Genomic DNA, 21,202 nt, shown 5'->3' with positions numbered 1-21,202 from the left:
CACGTGGCTATAGATTATGAAAAAGAAGTAGGCTCTGCTAAAGTAGAGCAGAAATTCCTATATGAATCCGGCAATGAAATGGCGGCTTATGCTGCTCATCAGATAAATTATCATGTAATGGGGTATTTTCCGATTTCTCCATCGACAGAAGTAGCGCAATTTCTTGATACGATGAAAGCGAATGGCCAGCATGATATTATGCTGATTCCGTCAGATGGCGAGCATAGCTCTGCTGGTATCTGTTATGGCGCTTCAACGGCTGGCGGACGTGTATTTAATGCTACCAGTGCCCAAGGTTATATGTTCATGCTTGAGCAATTGCCTGTACAAGCTGGTACGCGTATGCCTATGGTTATGAATCTAATCTGCCGTTCGATCTCTGGACCGCTGAATATTCACGGGGACCATTCAGATTTGTATTTTGCTTTGAATACAGGTTGGCCTATTTTAATGTGCCGGGATCCACAATCTATTTATGATATGAACCTAATGGCATTGAAGCTTGCGGAACATGCTAAAGTTCGTCTTCCGGTAATGGTGGCTTCAGATGGATATTTCACCTCCCACCAGAAACGCCGCGTTCAAGCTTTTACTCATCGGGAGGATGTTCATAAATTTGTTGGACCACAACCTCCAACAGGCTTTACCGATACTTTAGACCGCAATAATCCGGTAACGGTTGGTCCTTATATGAACGAACCTGACTATATTAACAACCGCTATCAGCAGTCCGTAGCTATGTACAATGCGGGAGAAGTTTTTGAAGAAATTACGAAGGAATTTGCTGAGTTAACCGGACGTCATTATCCAATGATCGAGGAATATCGGATGGAAGATGCTGAAGTAGCCGTATTCTTGATGAATTCTGCCTCTGAGATTATTAAGGATGTTGTGGATCAGCTTCGGTTGCAAGGGATCAAAGCCGGTGCAATCTCGCCGAATATGATCCGTCCTTTCCCGCAGAAGCAAATTGCTGAAGCGCTGAAAAATGTTAAAGCAATAACCGTTGGTGACCGTGCAGATTCTGTTGGCGGACATGGTGGTAACATGGTCAATGAAATCAAGGCAGCCCTGTTCACATATGGCAACACTACGACTAAAGTAATTAGCCGTATCTACGGTTTGGGTGGTAAGGACTTCTACGCAGAAGATGGTCATGCCTTTTTCCAATTAGCAATAGATGCTGTTGCTGCAGATCGAGTAGACATACCATTTGATTATTATGGCCACAATCCGGGTACACCAGATAAAGCTCCGCAACGTCTTCTGAAGCCAATGGACTTTGACTCACTGAAGACAGGCTTAATCACTGTGAAACAGGATGAAGCAACAGGCAAATTAAGCGTACGGATTCCGCCACTGCGCAGCTTAACGAAGAAACCTAAACGGCTCTCCCCAGGGCATGGTGCGTGTCCAGGTTGCGGGATTTTCTCAGGACTGGAGACTTTCTTCAAAGGGATTGAAGGGGATATCGTCGCACTTTATCATACAGGCTGTGCCATGGTAACGACTACGGGGTATCCGTATTCCTCCCATAAATCAACGTTTATCCATAATCTTTTCCAAAATGGAGCAGCTACCTTGTCCGGTGTCGTAGAGATGTTCTGGGAACGCAAACGTCGCGGTGAGCTGGATGGACTAGGGCTTAAAGAGGACTTTACGTTTGTTATGGTAACCGGAGATGGCGGTATGGACATCGGGATGGGACCGGCAATTGGAGCTGCACTGCGTGGTCACAAAATGATTATTGTAGAGTACGATAACGAGGGTTACATGAATACTGGAGCACAGCAGTCCTATTCGACACCACTGGGTCACCGTACTTCAACCTCCAGTATCGGCAAGCAGCAGCAAGGTAAAGTTACTCAGCATAAAGATACAGCACAAATTATGGCGGCTACTAACATTCCTTATGTCTTCACGGGTTCGGAGGCTTATCCGCAGGATCTGGTGAAAAAAGCGGCAAAAGCACAGTGGTACGCACAAAACGAAGGTTTGGTGTATGGTAAAATCCTGATCGCATGTCCGCTAAACTGGATGTCTGATGATAAGGAAGGCACGAACATCGTATCATTAGCTGTTGAGTCTTGCTTCTTCCCGTTATATGAAGTAGAGCATGGTTCTACGAATATCACATATAATCCTGAAGATAAGGGCAAACGTGTTGAGCTCTCAGCATGGCTGAAGACAATGGGTAAAACTCGTCATTTGTTGAAACCTGAGAATGAGCCAGCTTTACACAGCTTCGAAGAAGAAGTTGAGCGCCGTTGGAATCGTCTCAAGGCAAAACACGAACATCCTGACTTATAAGCTGTGTTTATCTCCAGTATATAAAATATGAAATAACCCGGCAGATTTGTCTGCCGGGTTTTTTGTGATTAGGGAGCATTTGCGCGTAAGAAGCAGTTTTCGGACACCACTGACCTTAAACACAGCTTTCTCTCCCGTTTGAAATTCTAACGGACTCCATAGCAGTTATCGGCCCTAAAACTCCCAAAATGAACCCTTTTTGAAGGAATAGTGTCACTGGAGTCCGCGAAACTTCTGAAAAAGCTAAAAACCAGCAAATAACGTCTCTTAGGTCCTATGTGTTAAAAACTTGGTCATTTACAGTTAGAATAAAGTCCAGTTTCCTTTTACTCTTGCATGTTGCTCTGCTCTAACCAGAAGATAGCGGGTACAAATGACAAGACAAGCACTACCTACGATTAAAGCGCCGAGAGCCCACCACCAGCTAATACCGATATTATCGTATAACGCCCCGCGCACAAGAACCAGACTATATGTGAGTGGAAACAGAAGGGATAAACCCGTTGCCCATGCTGGGAATACTGCTGGTGGAATACGAACCCCGCCAAACAGCTCCATTGGTGCTTGAAAGATGTAATAGAGTAGCCCTGAATCCCTTGAGAAGAGAGATATCGCACACAGCAAAGCTCCCCATATAACCGCTGATATCATGATAAGTATTAATACAGGTATTAAGGCGCCCCAGTTAACAGTCGTTACGTCCGCAAGAAAAATGAAAGTCAGAATGGAGAAGCAAGCGAACATCCATATTCCGTGAAATAGTGAATATACGGAACGTCCATACAGGAAGGCCATTTTTGACGCTGGCGTTAGGAACACTACCTCAAGTGTACCCCCTTTGCGTTCTTGTTCGAATAACCATGCGGCTTGCACAACCGTCCAGTATAACTGAAAGACGAGATATCCGCTCAGCAGAAAAAGGGGAATCCGTCCATCTGGTATTACTTTTGAGAGTGCTGATCCTGCTCCGGTTCTAAAGGGCTGCATAGTAAAGTAGGTGGTTAAAAAGGTGAGCGCCGGCCAGAGTAGAAGTGAAAAAAACACTGCGCGTCCCTTAACTCTATTTCGATGCTGCTTAGTGATCTCCGCGCTAAGGGTAAACCATAAACTATGTAAGTTCATGATACCCTTCCTTCCGAAAGGAGGATAATCGCATCCTCCAAAGTAGGTTTTTCGGATGCGAAGCTTTTAATGCTAAGTCCCTGCTCAGTAGTCCATGGCAGGAGCTCTGTAATGATTCTATCAGCCAAAGGTGTCTTTACAGAAATGCGCTGCAGTCCATCATTTTGAAGTTCTAGTTTTTCTGTTGCGCAGACACCCATTAATTCCGCAGGCTGAGTAAATGTTCGTAGATGCTCTATTAGCTTGGGACGAAGTGATTCATGCCAGCCTGTAACCTCTAAATGAGCAGTTTGCGAGCCTGCAACCTGATGGACAATCCGCTCAGGTTTGTCACAGAGCAGAAGCTCGCCTCGATTCAGTACATAAACTCGGTCACAAAGTTCTTCGACCTCCTGTAAATAATGGCTGGTCAGAAGGATACCCTTTCCACTGTCCAGTGCAAGCTTTCTTATCGTACTGCGAAGCTGCCTGGCAATAGGGGCATCAAGGCCAAGTGTGGGCTCATCTAGAAATAAGTATTGTGGATCGTTGATAAGCCCGCGGGCGATTTGCAGCCGTTGCTTCATCCCTTTAGAATATTGTTCAACGGGTTGGTCAGCAGCTTGGGTCAAACCTACTTCCTCCAGAAGACGTCCTGCTTCTCTAGCGATGTGAGGGCTGTTCATTCCATAGAGTTTACCGAAGTATTGAAGATTCTCTCTACCAGTGAGCCGCCAGTACAACATTCGTTCTCCTCCGGCGATCATATTTACTTTTTGCTGAATGGCCTGTCGATTTTTGTGTAGTGACATTCCATCGACTTCAATCCTGCCGGAGGTTGGCTCTAGGAGAGTAGAAAGCATACGTATTGTTGTGGTTTTTCCAGCGCCATTTAGACCGAGAAGACCTACGATTTCCCCCGCAGCGATATCTAAAGATAGTGATTTCACTGCTGTCACTGATCTTTTTTCCGAACGGAACCAGCTCAGTTTATGTTTGCTCTCGTAAATCTTAGTAACTTCATGCATATTAATCAATGGTTTCACCCCTCCAAGGTTTTAGAATCGTTCGAATAACCCGCGCTCTATGCGCCGGTTTGTCCATTGACCAACCGTTATGTATACAACACTAAGCAGTATGATTGGCCATATGTCAGGTAATCGTATTGCTTCTCCAGTTAGCAGCGAGCCTCGAAGGAGTTGTAGCGCATAGGTCAATGGGAAAATCTTACCTATAGCCTGCAAGTAGTCAGGCAAGTATTGCCTTGGAAACTGAAATCCACACAGTAGAGCAGTTAGCGTAAATAGAGTATTTTGCACAATGAAGGTGTCCCTTGTATAAAGCATAATGCTTCCTAGCACCAGCGCCATCGCATAACACGATAGTAAAAATAGCAAAATTCCCACGAAGACAGATATGAAGTGAACAGAGGGGAGTCGAAGTCCTGCTAAAAGGCCAAAGAAGAGAACTACCAGCAATTCCGCCCCACTTCGATACAACTGCTGGACTGCGTTTCCTAGAAAATAACCGCTCCGGCTTGAAGGGGAGAGCAACAGTGCCTCAAGTGTACCTTCTCTCCATTCGGTAATAAGTGCCCTGGATACGTTCATCATCATACTGACGGAAAATATACTGAGCATACCTCCAATAATTACATAGGTCAGATAGTCCTCACTGCCACTATAGATAGCAAATTTTGAATCTATATCCCCTTTGATTAGATACACATAAGAAAAATAAGAGATGATGACTAGATAAACTCCATCAATAATGTGCCCGAATGTAAAGGTCCAGGGAAAGGCTCTAAGATTAGATTTTTGGTTTCTTTTTAGGGTTGCGATAGCGATATGCCACATATGTACTCACACCTTTCATTAACCTCATTGTTCAAGGTACTGCCTTTGCAGGATGAGCAGATTATCAAAGACTTCTTTGTTCACTGAATAAAATAAATAATTCCCTTTTCGCTGTGATTGGGTAAATCCTGCTTCACTTAGTTGTTTTAGCTGTTTAGAGACCGCAGCTTCAGAAATACCCAATATTGGCGCAAGCTGCTTGGTACAGTGCGGCCCTTTCCACAGCAGTTTCAGAATTCGCATCCGCGTATCATCACTTAAAGCTTTGAGTTGGCGCAACAGGTCACTCGGCGGTCCCCCACTAAAGGCAAGACCGGGAACATCCACCGTGAGAGGCAAAAATAAAGTGTCTTCGAACCAGCCAACAAGCAGATGCGGAAATATGAATGTAGAAGGAAAAACGTACACTTGTCCAAGCTGGTCATAAGGAAAGTAATACGTTACAGCCTTTTGTACTGTCAGAGTCCCGTTCTCTGAGAGGAGGCGTGGGTGGAGCGTATTTAGTGCCTTTTCCGGGGAACGACTGGCTAAGTCTTGAAACTGAGCGGCTGAGATGTTCATAAATGGTTCAATATAGTCCCATTCCTGCCCGAAATAATCATGTTCGTATGTAATTAATGTTGAGATTAATAGCTTGCGAACACTAGCCAGATTGTTTATCAGGTACTTCACGTTTCCACTCAACTTCATCAGCGAACGCTTGCTTTCAGATTCATTCAGCCATTCGACTATGGTACTTAGTGCAATTTCTTGATTCATAAATAGATACACTAGCTCTGCATCCGGAAGTTTTTTGAGTAGGGTGATTCCTTGATTGCAAGAAATAGGGACACCCATACGGTCCGGTAAATCTAGCAGAGCGATCCAACGTTCTGACAACTGCCCAAGTGTGTGGATGTTCTCCTGTAGAGCAAGAGGCATTCTTTTCTTGAGCTCCAAAGCCCATTGTAATCTTGTTGGATGGTGTTCTGGTTGATGAAAGACATGCAGACTGCATAATAACTCATGAAAAGGACTGACGACCGTTTTGATCTTTCGATTTAAAGTTTGGAGTGAGCTCATCTCTTTCCTTTCCGATTAACTGTTTGGTTAATCAAAAACCACTTTCGCGTAAAGTGTTCAAAATTATAGGGGGAATGGTCAGGATTGTCAAATCTTTTATGCAGAAAAAAGCGAGAGCACATCCCCATGCGTTGGACATGGATGTTTCTCTCACTTATAGGATTCTTTTAATAGAGTTATGAAGTAGAGTTTTATCTTCTGCCTCTAGGCATCATAGAGTTATCGCACATGATATCTTTAACAGAATAGGTATAGCAATGGCGAGGAACTGGGACACAGTGATGGCGTCTAACGATTTCTACCGGGTGAATAACATTCACAACTTGAGGGTGGTAATAATCTTGATAAACCACCTTAGGTGGGTCGGTGACAGTTTGGGCCGGACATTTTGGACATTCTTCTGACATTTCCTTCAGCTCCTTTGTGTGTGAACTTACCGTATTATACGCACAGAACAAAGGTATGCTTGGTTATTTGTCTAGTTTATAAAAAAATGGGTGGGATTATTGTTTGTATATCTCTCGCATTACATGACGAAGCTCCGGGATAATAAGCCGTTCCATAGCCAATTTAACGGCTCCAGTGGAGCCGGGCATAGAAAAAATAGCTGTGTTGCCAATCGTACCTGCAATTGCTCGACTAAGGATTGCTGCAGAACCGATGTCTTCTGTGTAGCTTAACATTCGAAAAATCTCACCGAAGCCCGGCAGCGTTTTATCCAGCAAGGATGAAACTGCTTCGTAGGTGGTATCACGGGGAGAAATTCCTGTTCCACCCGTGAGCAGCACGGCTTCAACTCCAGTGTGATCAGCGTTTTTATAGAGTAGTTCACGAATGTCTTGATAGTTGTCTTTGATAATGGTGCGCCCTATAACTTCATATCCGGCAGCCTCAAGCATGGATTGGATTAAAGCTCCACCGGTATCGGTTTCGGTAGTTCTGGTGTCGGAGACGGTAATGATATAGCAGGATACGGATTGTGGTGCTTCCTTCCGATGTTCTTCAACGGATGACAATGAGATCAGCTCCTAAATTAGAGATGTTCTCATGATAGGGTATGGAGGAAGCAAAGACAAGTTTCGTTATCCAGCGCTAATCTTTTGAGGTTATAGGGATGCCGCTTGCGTGCTTTGGCATCATGTAGTAAACTCGCTACCATACCCGTAATTTGCAAGGAGCGATGAATCATGGAACAGGTTGTACCTGTGTATATATTGTCAGGATTTCTGGGAAGCGGCAAAACTACCCTGCTGCAGCGCCTGCTGGAACATTGGAAAGATCAGGGCTTACGCCCGGCAGTAGTGATGAATGAGCTGGGTGAAGTGAATCTGGATGGGCTGCTGGTTGAGCAAACCGTTCCTATGGCTGAGCTGCTCGGCGGCTGTATCTGCTGTTCTATCCGAGGAGATCTCAGTACAGAGCTAACTACTCTTATCAAGAAGGAATCACCGGATGTTGTTGTTATTGAGGCCACAGGTGCGGCGAACCCGCTGGAAATTGTAGATGGCGTAACCGAAACTTCACTGTATCAAAAAGTAGAGCTGAAAAGCTTGATCACTGTCGTTGACGCCGCGCATTTGCTCGAATTGTACCGTGCGCAGCAAGGCGCAACCTATCGACTGATGCAGGAGCAAATTCGCTGCGCCTCTGTTTTGATTCTGAATAAAACTGACCGTGTCTCAGCAGATGAAGCGGAAGAGATCACAACCGTTCTGCGAAAATGGAATTCTTATGCACCGATTATGCCAGCGGAGCGTTGTGAGATCGACACAGAGGAGCTCCTGCGTAGCGCAGGTGGAGTTCTTACGGATTCACAGCTTGAAGAGGGCGACAGTGAAAGCCATGTGCATGAGGAAGCTCTGCAACCTTCAGGAGGCACCCATGCTTCCCACGATCACGTGATGGCATACACACATTACTTCAAACGACCTGTCAACAGCGAGACCTTTGAACAGTTCGTCAAGGAGCTTCCGCGGGATGTTTATAGGGCTAAAGGCATTGTGACCTTTAATGACACCTCCAGTCGTTTTCTTTTTCAATATGCTTACCGTGAAGCTGATTTTATGAAAATCACACCTCAAGGCGAAGTGCCAGACGTAGCTGTATTTATCGGGGAACATTTCTCATCCAGTGAGTTACGCACGAAGCTGCTGGAGATGGAAGGACGTATTTTAGTTCGGCCTGGAACGATCAAAAGAAGCCTGTAATCCGTTCTGCTTCAGAAGAAGCTGTGGTTCATTCCTAATCTTGTAGGTTAATAGTAAGGCATACCATTAAAAATGCAGGAGGTTGAAGGCTATGACCCGAATTCAATATCAGGAGTGCATTGACGCTTGTCTCGAAAGTATGAATGCCTGTAACTACAGCTATGTCTCAAGCCTAAAAGAATATGATCTTGCATCTCTTCGTGAGAGCATGCGGCTCGATCGTGAATGTGCGGATATTTGTTCTTATGCCATTCAAGCAATGACCCGTCAAAGTCCGTTTGTATCTGGAATTCTAAAACTATGTGCAGAAATATGTGAAGCATGCGCGGATGAGAGCAGCAAGCATATACATAATCACTGCCAAGAATGTATTAATGCCTGCCGTAAAGCTGCAGATGCATGCCGTTTGATTAGCGATGCTGTTGAGGTATATGCGTAAATCGTATAACTTAACTCTCATATATGAACTAATAGCCAGACTGTTGCTGTAGAGATATAGCAATAGTCTGGTTTTTTAGATCCAGGTCTGTTTGATTCATGCTATTGGTAGAAAAAAAGGAAACAAGCATGTAGAATGCTAAATACATACAGATTTAACCTTTTACATATTATTGATAGCGCTTACAAAAAAGATTGGAGGAGCAGTATCATGCAAAAGGTCCTTTTAGTTGATGATGAATTTATTATCCTGGATGGCATCTCATCGGTAATGAACTGGGAAGCATTGGGCACAGAACTTATTGGAACCGCGCAAAATGGCTTGGAGGCATTAGAATTAATCAAGCAAGCTATACCTGATATTATTATTACCGATATTCGTATGCCGGGAATGGACGGGCTGGAGCTGGTGGCGACGGTTACAGCGCTTCATCCTGAGACCTCTTTTATTATGCTGACAGGCTTCTCAGAATTCGATTATGCTAAGATGGCGATGCAGTATGGGGTTAAACATTATTTACTGAAGCCGTGCAGCGAAGAGAGCCTGAATGAAGCGCTAAGCGAGGTAGTTCAGAAGCGAGAGGAACGGCAGTACGAGGAGAACTTTATCCTATCGATAAAATATGGACTGGAACGTGTACTTCCACATGCCAAAGAACAATTCCTGAAGGAGCTTGTGACGAACAAGACCTATGGTGTGGAGGAATGGAAATATTTTGGTGAGCTGTTTGGACTGAATTTTCAGAGTCAACGTGTTAGGCTACTGCTGGTAGAGATTGAAGGAGAACATGAATATGAGCATTTGTTCGCGGTCAGTAATATTGCGGGAGATATTTTTCAACATCATATTTTAAGCTCCACTGTAGGGCGGCGTGTTCTGTTATTAATGGAAGATGACCTGTCTGAAGCTGCTTTATTTGAGAAAATAGACAGCATCCGCGCTACCTTTATGAAATATTATCATATTGATCTGACGGCCGCATTAAGTGAACCTGGAGAGCTGACGCAAGTAAGGCGTTTATTCAAGCAGACGATCGAATGTCTTAGCCATAGATTTTATCTGGGGGAAGGGAGCTTAATTACAGAAAAAGATATCAGCATTCCAGAGGATGAGGAAGGTCTAGAGCTGCAAGTGGATCTCGAACACCTCGTTATGCTCATTAAAGCGGGGCACTGGGCAGATGCTGAATGCGAGCTGCTGTCACTTTTGCATCAACTTCTGAATCTTAGATATGACATTGCCAAGACCAAATCCTATCTGATCCAGATCTTCATGGAGATTATACGTTTGAGTGATCAAAACAAGATGCAAACATATATTGATAAGCTGCCCCGAATGATGGAGACTAGCACGCTCCAGTCTTTTCAGCAGTTTGTAATGAGTATTGCAGAAGAGATTACCCTTGATCGTTATAGCCGCAATCGCAGTAAGCAATCGCAAATGGTGGCAGAGGTAAAGCGTATCGTGGATAGGCGTTATTGTGAAGAGACATTAACTTTGCAGACTGTTGCACAGGAGATTTATATGAATCCTGATTATGTTAGTAAGATGTTCAAGAAAGAAACGGGGGAAAAGTTTACGAATTATGTTATGAAATACCGGATGCAAAAAGCGCTCGAAATCATCGAAGGATGTGCACATTTTACGATTGGACCTCTAGCTGAAGAAGTCGGTTTTGGAGATAATGTATCCTACTTTAGCAAAGCCTTCAAGAAATTCACGGGTTTTTCTCCTTCCGAATATAAAAAAACGGCTCCATAATTGTTTCATTTAAAGATAGCCCATATACCCTACGTACTTGATCGATAAGTACTGTGGGGTATTTTTGTGTGCGAGGACAAAGAGGGTTCCACGGTTTTGAACAAATAATTACCGGATATGAACATGGGGAAAGGACAGCTTTACCTGTAAAGTTATGTGCATAAGGAAGCTAGTCATATTACATACGGGGAGGCCAACCAATGGAGCTTAAGCATCAGCTGCTGATCAAGAAGTCCGGTATGAAACCCGGCAAATGGTCTTATGTGAAAAAAGAACTGCAGCGGAATAAATATGTGTATATCATGTTAATTCCCGTGGTGCTCTTTTATCTGATTTTCAGCTATGGGCCGATGTACGGTCTGCTAATGGCTTTTCAGAAATCCTATAGTCCTATAAAAGGGATTATGGCGGGGCAGTGGATCGGGTTTGATAATTTTAAAATGTTTTTTGAAAGCTACTACTTTTGGCGGATTATTAAGAACACACTGATTCTTAGCTTTTACAGTATTATTTTCGGATTTCCGGCACCCATTATATTGGCTTTACTGTTAAATGAGGTTCGGAATAAGTGGTTCAAAAGCACGATTCAAACCGTTAGCTATATGCCGCATTTCATTTCAGTCGTGGTTGTTGTCGGCATGTTAAAAACATTCTCAGCACTTGATGGCGGGTTGTTTAACGTAGTTCGTAGCTTTTTTGATCTACAGCCTGTGATGTTTCTGGCAGAGAAGGATATGTTCCGGCCACTTTATATTCTCTCCAACATCTGGCAAGGTGCGGGCTGGGCTTCCATCATCTTTTTGGCGGCGCTTAGCGGAATTGATCCCCAATTATATGAGGCTGCCAAAATAGATGGCGCAGGTCGCTGGAAACAGCTTCTGAACATTACCCTGCCGGGAATTATGCCTACTGTCGTCGTTATGCTGATTCTGCGTCTGGGCGCGGTTATGAATTCCGATTTTCAAAAAATATTACTGATGCAGACCGCTCCAACCTATGAAACCTCGGATGTTATCTCAACCTTTGTATACCGTTCTGGGGTGCTGGAAGGCAATTATACGTATTCCACAGCCATTGGATTAATTAACGGGGTTATAAATTTCTCACTGCTTTTGCTTGCCAACTCTATTAGTAAAAAAGTGAACTCCACCAGTCTTTGGTGAGGAACAGGAGGTGAACCTATGCGACGTTCGGCAGGTGAACGTATCTTTGACTGTATTAATGTGTTGCTGTTGTTAGGCATCATGGCTGTATCGATTTATCCGCTCCTGTATGTGCTGAATTCCTCTGTGAGTGATCCGAACGAACTGCTGCGTTCCAGGTCATTAATGCTGCTGCCTGAAGGCTTTCAGCTCGAAGCTTACAAAGCGGTATTTCATAATTCGAAAATCTATAGTGGATATTTAAATACACTTTTTTATGTAACTGTTGGGACAATCGTTAATTTATTGATGACATCAATCGCAGCGTATTCCTTGTCCAGATCAGATCTTTTCGGTAGAAAAACACTGATGAAGTTAATCACCTTCACGATGTTTTTTGGCGGAGGGATGATCCCGACTTTTCTGCTCATTCAGAACCTCGGGATGGTCGATACCCGCTGGGCGATGATTATACCTGGAGCGATTAGTACTTTTTATTTTTTGATAATGAAAACTAGCTTTGAGGGAATACCGATCAGCTTGATCGAGTCGGCGAAGCTTGACGGAGCTAATGATATCTTGATTTTATTCCGAATTGTACTGCCACTGTCCAAATCTATTCTCGCGGTTATGACTCTTTATTATGCGGTTGACCATTGGAATGATTATGTAGCCCCGATGCTGTATTTGCGCAGTCAGGATCTCTATCCGATTCAAATTGTAATGCGGGATATTCTGATTAGCAGCAGTACAGAGTCAATGGGAGCTGGGGTAGATACAGGCTTCGCTATCGGTGAGAACATCAAATACGCCACTATCATAATCTCAACGTTACCAATCATGCTGGTGTATCCGTTTATCCAGAAATATTTTGTTCAAGGCGCTTTAATCGGTGCCGTGAAACAATAAATAACATTTATTTATGGAGGCGATTTTGGGTGAAAAGAAAAATAGGGGCCATGATGTTAAGTTCCGTCCTTCTTTCTACAATGCTGGCTGGCTGTTCAGGCAATAATGATGGAACTAGTGCGGGTAATAAGGCGGGAGATCATAAGGGGAATACTACCGCAACTAATACGCCGGTGGAGAAGCTGACAGAAATTCCACTGCCAATTACAAAAGACGGAATGACGATTAATTACTGGCGTGCAAATGATGGTAAGCTTACCGCTTCTTTGGAGAGTTTTGGTGATATGGCCAGCTATAAAAAGAAAGAAGAGTTGACTGGCATCAAAGTGAAGTTTACGCACCCACCACTTGGACAGCAGAAGGATCAGTTCAACCTGTTGATTTCTACGAAAGAGCTTCCAGATGTCATTTATTATAATTGGGCGGATGCGGTTGGTGGGCCGGAGAAATTAATTGAGGATGGCCGAATTATCCGTTTAAATGAGCTGATAGAACAATATGCACCGAATCTTCGCAAAATCATTGAATCCGACCCGGATGTAAAAAAACAAATCACACTGGATGATGGAACGATCTATATGTTCCCTCTTCTGAAGCTGGATGCGCTGAAGCTGAATGCCACTTCAGGGTTGATTATGCGCAAGGATTGGCTCGATAAGCTGGGACTGAAGCCGCCGACCACCATTGAGGAATGGCATACTGTTTTGAAAGCGTTTAAAGAAAAAGATCCTAATGGCAACGGGAAGGCCGATGAGCTGCCGTTCACTGGAAACTGGGGTCCTGGTGACCTGACGAAGCTGCACGATTTCTCACCAGGGTTTGGGGTAATCGGCGGTTTTCAGATGAATGGGGATAAGGTCGAATACGGGCCGATTCAGCCAGGTTATTCAAGCTTCTTGGAAACGATGGCCACATGGTATAAGGAAGGGCTTATTGATCCGGAAATTATGACCAACGATGGCAAAGCCTTTGATTATAAAGTGACGAATAATTTAGCCGGTTCTTATGGCGGTGGTGTCTTTAGCGGTATGGGCAAATTCTTCAACCTGATGCGCGATACCGATCCGAACTTTAATCTTACAGGTGTACCTTGGCCGGTTTCTCCTAACGGAACAGCTTATGCTACTTTTAATATGAACAATAAAGTATTGACGTATGGTGAAGCAATCACTACCGGAGCGGATAAGGATAAACTGAAGGATATTGTCCAATGGATGGATTTCAATTACAGCCCACAAGGACATGAATTGTTCAACTTCGGAATTGAAGGTGAGAGCTATGTGAAGGAAGGAGAAGGAATAAAATTCACAGATGTCATTACCAACAATCCTAAAGGTTTGACTTACGATCAGGCGTTAGCCTCATATGCGCTTTCGATTATGGATGGACCCATCAATCAGGATAGCCGTTATTTGGATGCTTTATTGTTCGATGAGGGGCAACGAGAGGCTAATGCTTCTTGGATGAAGGCTAGCTCTGATTTGACGCTTCCTCCGTTTCGTTTGAGCGTTGACGAAGCCAGCAAAAGCACTTCCATTATGAGTCAGGTCAACACGTATCTGAATGAAACGATGACAGCAATCATTAATGGCCAGAAACCAATCTCAGAATTTGAAAAAATGGTGGATACGATCAAAGGAATGGGCATTGAAGAAGCTATAAAAATCCATCAGGCTGCGTATGACCGTTACATGGCTAAATAAGCGGATTAAGAAGACTATCCGGGTTATCCATAATGTGGTATACAAGTTATATTACAGTGACAAAGGAGAGCCCGGATGAAAGTTTATCGGAATTTGAGTATTAAAATGAAGGTGTTCCTGATGATTGTTCTGATACTGATTCTGATTATATCCATGGCGTTCGGTTCTTTATATTATGCCTACTCTATTTATGACAAGCAGCTTTACGACAAGTCGTATCGGCTGCTTAATTTGTCTTCGACTACGATTGATATGGAGCTTAAAAAGCTGGAATCCATGACTTTGACGATGATTGCTGATCGGCAAATTCAAGAAGGCCTTAAGGAATTGCGCAAAGATGATTCCGATTTTACTGGATATGTTACACGGCAGATGATTGCTGATCGGTTATGGACGCATATCAGTATGGACGAACGTTACATTCAGTCTGTACATTTGATCGATTCCCAAGGGAAGGTCAGCAGATACGGAGAGACGATTCTGTTCACAGAGGAGAAATCGGCACGAATGACCCGAGAGGCAGAAGCGGGGAATGGTGCTGTACGTTGGTTGTATCCTGACGATTCAGATCCGATGCTGGTCATGGTCCGAGAAGTGAGAGCTTATGATCCAATGACGCTAGATAAGCTGGGCACGCTCTATTTACGCATTAATATAGGGAGGTTAGCCCAAGATTACGCTGGTGTGGCCGCAGAAGACAGCGATATTATTTTGAAAGCAGGTCAGGAACTGGTTTATCCTTATCGGAAAGTGGCGGACGGTGTAACAGCGGTTTTACAGCCTTTAAAATCAGGGGCTGGATACGAAATCAAAGAGATGAATGGAGAAGTTGCCTTTGTATCACAGAAGCAATCTTCCTACTCTGGATGGACTTACTACAACTATGTTTCTTATAATGATATTTTTGAAAAAACCATTTGGCTGAAGAATACAATGATCATTGTATTTGGAGTTGCGATTGTGATTATAATTGCGCTAGGGATGAGCTTTGCCCGTAATCTGACACAACCGATTCGCTCGCTGATCAGTCAAATGAAAGAGGTTCAATATGGAGATCTGGACAGTATGGATACTAAGCTGATGGCTCCTCCACTTCAGCAAATGGATGAGGTGGGGTTATTACAACGGACATTTCGTCAGATGATAACACAGATTAACACATTGATCAAAGAGAACTATGCCAACCAGCTGATTATAAAAGAGACAGAATTTAAGGCTTTGCAAGCGCAGATTAATCCTCATTTCCTCTATAACTCACTGGATTCGATCCACTGGTTAGCTAAAAAAAGTGAACATGCACAGATTTCGAGCATGGTTGTCTCGCTTGCTTTTCTTCTTCGGTCATCGATCAGCTTGAAACAAAATGTAATCACAGTCGCGCAAGAGCTAGAAATTGTGAAGCATTATATCACTATTCAGAATTATCGGTTTCAGAAACGTTTGGATTTTCATATGGAGATTCCAGAGGTCTTTAATACTGTCTCTATTCCAAAGCTAACCCTGCAACCGCTGTTGGAGAATGCTATTCAATATGGTGTTGAGACGATGATTGAACCTTGTCAAATTCTATTATATGCTGAACCATTTGATGGCAAGCTAGCGATTGTAGTTGAGGATCGTGGCCCCGGAATGGAAGCAGATTTCCTCAAACGATTACTAAATGGGGAAGTAGAGACTAGAGGCACAGGTATTGGCTTGCTTAACATCCGTGACCGGGTCAGACTTGCCTTCGGTGAGGAATATGGCATTTATGTTGAGAGTACGGTTGGGTTTGGAACAAAAGTCAGTGTTCTTTTGCCGTTCCCGCAGGAGGTGTAGGTGATGCGCAGATTCATACTTAGCTTGGCACTGCTATGCATGATTACAACTCTCGGAAGCTGCGGGCAACAAAAGGACCTTCCACCAGAGAATGCAGTAGAAAAAATTAACCTCCGGATTGCCTGGTGGGGAAGTGACTTCCGGAATAACGCTACAATTCAGGTTATCCAAATGTATGAACAACAGAATCCTCTGGTGAAAATTGAATATGATTACAGCGCCTTTAATGAGTATTGGAAAAAGCTTGCACCTAGTGCAGCAGGCAATGTTCTTCCAGACATTATCCAAATGGATATCTCTTACCTTTCGCAATATGGAACTTTGAATTTATTGCAAGACTTGTCACCTTATATTAAGAGCGGACTTATAGATACGAGCAGCATCAGCGACAACAATCTTGCCGGAGGTAAACTAGGCGAGCAACTATATGGTTTTAATCTAGGGATTAATGCTTTGTACAGTGTGTATGATCCAGAAGTTTTTAAGGAGCAGGGAATTGAGCCTCCAGGGACGGATTGGAGCTGGGAGGATTTTGAGCAGATCGGCGTTACTTTAAAGGAACAGGGGAAAGGAATTTATCTGGGAACTTATCTGACGCCAGAACAGTTTTTTGCTTATTATTTACGGCAGAATGGAGCGTCATTGTTCTCGGAAGATGGAATAACCCTTGGCTATAGCGATGATCGCTTGTTTGTAGAGTATTTCGGACGTATGCAGCGTCTGATGCAGGAAAAACTGATTTTCGAACCTGATATCTGGACGTTAGATGTTAACAAACCGGATCAAGACCCTTTTTACAAAGGGGAAGCATTGCTGGGTTGGGGATATTCTAATCAGTTTATTAGCACTGTTCAGCGTTACGGAAAACCGCTGGCTTTAGCCACCATGCCAGGCCCGCACAATGATCGCGGCTTATTCTTGAAACCAGGGATGTTTTTTTCGATTTCAAAAAGCTCTAAGCAAAAGGAGGAAGCAGCAAAATTCATTAATTTCTTTGTCAATAATCTGGAAGCTAATAAAGTGCTTAAGGGAGAACGTGGCGTCCCGGTGTCCTCAGCTATTAAAGAGCAGATGAAGCCATTTCTAGAGCCAGAGCTTGCACAGGTTTTTGAATATATTGACTGGGTGGAGCAGAATAGCAGTCCGATGGATCCACCGGATCCGGTGGGTGCTTCAGAAGTAACTAGCGTATTACGTCAATTATATGATCTGCTTATGTTCAGCAAAATCACTCCTGAAAAAGCTGCCGAACAGTTCCGCCTTCAAGCCGATGAGATTTTATCTCAGAATATAAAATAAACAAAAAAAGGGGAGAAATACTGGATTGAAAGTAAATTTTAGAAAGGGCTGCTATGGCAGTTCTTTCTTTTTTTTGATTCCTAGAAGAGGAAATTCGTAGGGAACCGGAGAATTAACAGTAGATATGAAGGGAGAATGTTAAGTGGCGAACTTAGTAGATCGTAACTTTGCCGGCGGTAGTATAGGTGTTGCTACTTCCCTAATTGAATTAGAGCAGATCAGTAAACAGTATGGACGCCGACCCGTATTGGAGGATGTATCGTTCACTATTGAAAAGGGAACTGTAACTGCTCTGATCGGACGAAACGGATCCGGCAAAAGTACCCTGTTGTCAATCTTAGCTGGACTTGTCCACATTTCCTCAGGAAAGCTGAGTTGTAAGGATCCAAATCTGAGAATTGGTTATGCACCTGAGATGTTTCCAGGGTTGAAGCTGACCCCAGAACAGTACTTACGAAGTATGGGTCAGATTAGCGGCCTTGCGCCAGTCCTGATCGAACAGGAGCTAACAACGTTATTTCAACTTTTTAAACTGGAGCACTTTCGCAAGCAGTCGATGCTAAATTTCTCCAAAGGAATGCTGCAAAAAATTAATTTGATTCAAAGCTTGTTGGGAAGTCCCTCGTTGCTGCTTCTTGATGAACCTATGTCGGGCCTTGATCTCCCCTCAATGAATAAGTTAGCTGATCTTCTCATCGTTTTGAGAAATAAGGGGACTGCTATAGTCTTCTCTGTACATGAACCCCAATGGATTGAATTGCTTGCGGATCAGGTTCATGTGATACATGAAGGGAAAATTGTAAAGTCAATTCAGGGGTCAGAGAAGCTAAACATAAAACCCTCTACATACATACTATTGTCTAATCTGTCGATTCAGAAACTGCAGCAATTGAAGGAAATGGCAGGTTTCATTTCAATAAATACGTTTAAGGATAGTTGTAACATAGAACGTACGGCGTTGACAGTAACAAGTTCAGAATCAGATACTTTTTTGCGGGTTATCTTGGAGTCGGGTGGTTCAATACAATCGGTAGAACCTCGCGGAGGATCGCATGACTTAGAAAAATGGATGAATCCTAGGAGTTGAACAGGGGGTCTTACGTGTATCCGTTTATCGTTTACATGCTGCGAAGTTATACTCGATCTCAGCGTTATTTCGGCCCGTTAGCAGGGATTGTGATTGCAGTCTTGATATTGTATTCTTATAAGCCCAATCCAGTTATGAATAGCTATGCCGCTACAGCAGTAATGCTCTTTATAAGCTGCGTTTGGATGAGTCTTAGTTTTTTGAATCATGAGCACGCTGTTCATCGGCAGATTGCAGTTGTTCACATGCGAAGTGCGGCTAAACATAGTGCAGGTGGTATCTTAACGCTTGCATTTCTAACGCTGCTGCTAGATCTATTGATTGTCCTTTATCCTTGGGTAACGGGTCATTTTGCAGAATCACCCGGGGGATATCGGTTAATTCTCGCGCTCATAGGACATGGATTATTGGGTATGCTTGGTGTGGCTATTGCCCTATTCTTTCAATCTTCTTGGGTTCAAAAAGGCAGTCATGCGACAGGTATGTTGTTAGCTATCGTTATACTATCACTGGGCGGAGCACAAATCAGCGAAAGTTTGCCTGGTATATTTCATTTTTTGATCTGGTTGTTGCCGCCAGTAACTCCTGTAATGGAGGCCATGATGAAAGCTGATACTTTGTCATTAGCGGAGTTGTTAGGTTCCTTTGCACAAGCATTAGTATATATAACACTGCTTATCGGTTTTTATTTGTACAGATCAAGACAGAGGGATTACAACAAAACATAACTTGTATAGATAAAAGGAACAAGGATACAGAAGTGGGGGAAAAGATGAAGGATACATATGTACCTGAGAGTGAACAATCAAAAGAGTTATTCGCCTATTTTGGACTGGCAGTTTATTATGGACAGGCCCTCGAGCAGCAGCTTACCAACTTGCTATTGCTTACTAAGCTATCACAAGGAAAAACGCCAACAGAAGCAGATCTGACAGACCTTTATCAGCGAAAACTCAGCAATTCACTCGGCCAACTCATCAAAGAAATCCAACATCATTTTCCTTTCTCGGAGCAAGAAACCGCTCAGTTGGAGGAAGTATGGAAACAACGTAATTACATCGTTCATGATTACTTTAAAGAGCGTATACAGGAAACCTTTACGCCTGCCGGAAGGGCTAAAATGATTCGGGAGCTGAAACGTTTTAAAAATAAAGCAAGTAGACTTGAAGTTAAACTGCAAGGCTACTGCACAGAAATGTTCACGAAACTTGGATTAGAGGAGGAAAACTTATTGTAATAATCCTTCTAATCCGCAAGCTGTTACAACCTCTGGTCTAAAATGAACCGAAGAAGCTCTAACACAGCGAGAGAGTGCAGTTAAAGCTTCGCCTAATGCCGGAATCATCTCCGGTGTTAGGCTTTCTCCAGGTTCCCACCACCAATTGTTAATATTCAATGTTTGGCTCTTCTTATCCATCACCGGTTCAAATCTGCCAACAAAACGATCATTATATAATATAGGCAGTACATAGTAACCATATTCTCGTTCTATTGCCGGCTTATAGACCTCCCAGCGGTAATGAAATCCGAATAATTGCCGAACCAGCTCACGTTCCCACAACAAATTATCCAGCGGAGCCAAAACGGCCGCAAATGAATCACGTGGTTGAAGCCCAATCTCTTCAGATTCTTGCAGTATCACAGACTCCAAGGTTGGAGCATCTATACTGCGGATATAAAGCGGAACCTTAATCCCCTCGACCCAAACTTTTCTGAGACTATCCTTCTCCAGCAATCTCTGAATCGCCGCCGCACGCTCTTTGCTCTTCAGTCCGGATATGCCCAGCCATCCGTCTCCAGATTTATTCCATAACAAGCCGATACTTCCTATTCTACGTAACACATACCAATCATGAAATTGTTCTTCCGTGACATTTGGATCGGCTGAACTCAGCAGCTCTGAGGGTAACAAACGTTCAGCGAAATCATAATATCGCCGGGTATGTACACGATGGTGGACAACAATCTCTCCCCAAAAGTACATGCTTTCCATTGCAGCTCGTGATAATCTTGTCGGAGCCCAAGCCCAATCTACTTTTTCCTTTCCGTCTAAATCCAGAGAGGAGAGGGGGCCACGCTTCTGAAGCTCTTCACGAACCTGTGCTACAGCGACCATTACAGGCTCATTAGCCTGATGGTGGGAGGCAGCAGCTGTTCTTCTCCGCTTAAAATAAGGCCAATCCTCTGTACAATAAATTGACATGTTCTTGTCCCAGCCATCAACGAGCAGTCTGTCTTCATACAGAAGCTCTTGGACCAGTTCTGGCGTAAATCCCGGAATCCGTGCCTGGAGGACCAGCTCATGATTATGGCCAGCGATATTAAGGGGGTCATATTGGATGCAGCCTACGTGACGAACATAGTCATAAATACTAAGTTTTCCAGAAGGGATAGCTCCAGCAGTTAACTTTTGATGAGATAGCAGAAAAAGCCTGGCTTGTTTCTTAGTCAAATTATAAGTAAGCATCGTTTGCTCCTCCAAGGTTATGTATTAATTTCCATAATACA

General features: G+C 43.6%; 18 protein-coding genes. 12 read left to right on the top strand and 6 right to left on the bottom strand.

Annotated elements, in window-relative coordinates:
* Nucleotides 1–3: 3 nt before the first annotated feature.
* A complete protein-coding gene (locus NSQ55_RS17240) occupies nt 4–2,310 on the top strand; it encodes a thiamine pyrophosphate-dependent enzyme (protein ID WP_339168214.1) in 2,307 nt (768 codons plus the stop codon).
* A gap of 303 nt (nt 2,311–2,613) precedes the next feature.
* Here the strand turns inward: NSQ55_RS17240 and NSQ55_RS17235 are convergent, their stop codons facing one another.
* The 5 genes from NSQ55_RS17235 to NSQ55_RS17215 all read right to left on the bottom strand — a co-directional run bounded on the left by NSQ55_RS17235 (nt 2,614) and on the right by NSQ55_RS17215 (nt 7,351).
* Nucleotides 2,614–3,432: an ABC transporter permease gene (locus NSQ55_RS17235; protein ID WP_339168212.1), complete on the bottom strand. Its 819-nt coding sequence runs from the start codon at nt 3,430–3,432 to the stop codon at nt 2,614–2,616.
* On the bottom strand, nt 3,429–4,439 hold the full coding sequence (locus NSQ55_RS17230) for an ABC transporter ATP-binding protein (protein WP_339174540.1): 1,011 nt from the start codon (nt 4,437–4,439) through the stop codon (nt 3,429–3,431). The genes NSQ55_RS17235 and NSQ55_RS17230 overlap by 4 nt, the downstream gene beginning before the upstream one ends.
* Before the next feature lie 30 nt (nt 4,440–4,469).
* Nucleotides 4,470–5,267, bottom strand: a complete 798-nt coding sequence (locus NSQ55_RS17225) for an ABC transporter permease (protein ID WP_280753109.1) — start codon at nt 5,265–5,267, stop codon at nt 4,470–4,472.
* Nucleotides 5,268–5,291: 24 nt separating this feature from the next.
* Nucleotides 5,292–6,329, bottom strand: a complete 1,038-nt coding sequence (locus NSQ55_RS17220; RefSeq protein WP_339168210.1) for a metalloregulator ArsR/SmtB family transcription factor — start codon at nt 6,327–6,329, stop codon at nt 5,292–5,294.
* Nucleotides 6,330–6,832: 503 nt separating this feature from the next.
* A complete protein-coding gene (locus tag NSQ55_RS17215; RefSeq protein ID WP_076128304.1) occupies nt 6,833–7,351 on the bottom strand; it encodes a molybdenum cofactor biosynthesis protein B in 519 nt (172 codons plus the stop codon).
* Between the two features lie 165 nt (nt 7,352–7,516).
* Between NSQ55_RS17215 and NSQ55_RS17210 the strand changes: the two genes are divergently transcribed.
* The 11 genes from NSQ55_RS17210 (at nt 7,517) to NSQ55_RS17160 (ending at nt 19,931) form a co-directional block, all read left to right on the top strand.
* Complete coding sequence (locus NSQ55_RS17210; RefSeq protein ID WP_076184465.1) at nt 7,517–8,536, top strand: GTP-binding protein; 1,020 nt, start codon at nt 7,517–7,519, stop codon at nt 8,534–8,536.
* Nucleotides 8,537–8,627: 91 nt separating this feature from the next.
* Nucleotides 8,628–8,975, top strand: a complete 348-nt coding sequence (locus tag NSQ55_RS17205) for a four-helix bundle copper-binding protein (RefSeq protein WP_339168208.1) — start codon at nt 8,628–8,630, stop codon at nt 8,973–8,975.
* A 210-nt stretch (nt 8,976–9,185) separates the two neighbouring features.
* On the top strand, nt 9,186–10,736 hold the full coding sequence (locus tag NSQ55_RS17200; RefSeq protein ID WP_076184464.1) for a response regulator: 1,551 nt from the start codon (nt 9,186–9,188) through the stop codon (nt 10,734–10,736).
* 200 nt (nt 10,737–10,936) lie between these two features.
* The gene (locus NSQ55_RS17195; protein ID WP_339168206.1) at nt 10,937–11,899 is read left to right on the top strand and encodes an ABC transporter permease subunit; all 963 of its coding nucleotides are present in this window, start codon (nt 10,937–10,939) and stop codon (nt 11,897–11,899) included.
* An 18-nt stretch (nt 11,900–11,917) separates the two neighbouring features.
* Nucleotides 11,918–12,787, top strand: coding sequence for a carbohydrate ABC transporter permease (locus NSQ55_RS17190; RefSeq protein WP_076184462.1), 870 nt, complete (start codon nt 11,918–11,920; stop codon nt 12,785–12,787).
* A 29-nt stretch (nt 12,788–12,816) separates the two neighbouring features.
* On the top strand, nt 12,817–14,490 hold the full coding sequence (locus NSQ55_RS17185) for an extracellular solute-binding protein (RefSeq protein ID WP_076184461.1): 1,674 nt from the start codon (nt 12,817–12,819) through the stop codon (nt 14,488–14,490).
* A gap of 75 nt (nt 14,491–14,565) precedes the next feature.
* A complete protein-coding gene (locus NSQ55_RS17180) occupies nt 14,566–16,308 on the top strand; it encodes a sensor histidine kinase (protein WP_339168202.1) in 1,743 nt (580 codons plus the stop codon).
* A 3-nt stretch (nt 16,309–16,311) separates the two neighbouring features.
* Nucleotides 16,312–17,607, top strand: coding sequence for an extracellular solute-binding protein (locus NSQ55_RS17175; protein ID WP_339168200.1), 1,296 nt, complete (start codon nt 16,312–16,314; stop codon nt 17,605–17,607).
* A 142-nt stretch (nt 17,608–17,749) separates the two neighbouring features.
* Complete coding sequence (locus tag NSQ55_RS17170) at nt 17,750–18,694, top strand: ABC transporter ATP-binding protein (RefSeq protein ID WP_076128324.1); 945 nt, start codon at nt 17,750–17,752, stop codon at nt 18,692–18,694.
* A gap of 14 nt (nt 18,695–18,708) precedes the next feature.
* Nucleotides 18,709–19,422 (top strand): hypothetical protein, encoded by a 714-nt coding sequence (locus NSQ55_RS17165; RefSeq protein WP_339168198.1) that lies wholly within the window; start codon nt 18,709–18,711, stop codon nt 19,420–19,422.
* A gap of 44 nt (nt 19,423–19,466) precedes the next feature.
* A complete protein-coding gene (locus NSQ55_RS17160; protein WP_038571625.1) occupies nt 19,467–19,931 on the top strand; it encodes a hypothetical protein in 465 nt (154 codons plus the stop codon).
* On the opposite strand, the gene NSQ55_RS17155 is transcribed toward NSQ55_RS17160, so the two are convergent.
* Nucleotides 19,923–21,161 carry a winged helix DNA-binding domain-containing protein gene (locus NSQ55_RS17155; RefSeq protein ID WP_076194710.1) on the bottom strand — a complete coding sequence of 413 codons (1,239 nt, stop codon included), beginning with the start codon at nt 21,159–21,161 and terminating at the stop codon, nt 19,923–19,925. The two genes, NSQ55_RS17160 and NSQ55_RS17155, sit on opposite strands and share 9 nt — an antisense overlap.
* Nucleotides 21,162–21,202: the final 41 nt, after the last annotated feature.

The organism is Paenibacillus sp. FSL H7-0943, assembly GCF_037963265.1.
In the GTDB taxonomy this organism is placed as follows: domain Bacteria; phylum Bacillota; class Bacilli; order Paenibacillales; family Paenibacillaceae; genus Paenibacillus_AQ; species Paenibacillus_AQ odorifer.
The sequence above is the reverse complement of the archived record's forward strand: the minus strand, read 5'-3'. Positions and strand labels throughout refer to the sequence as shown.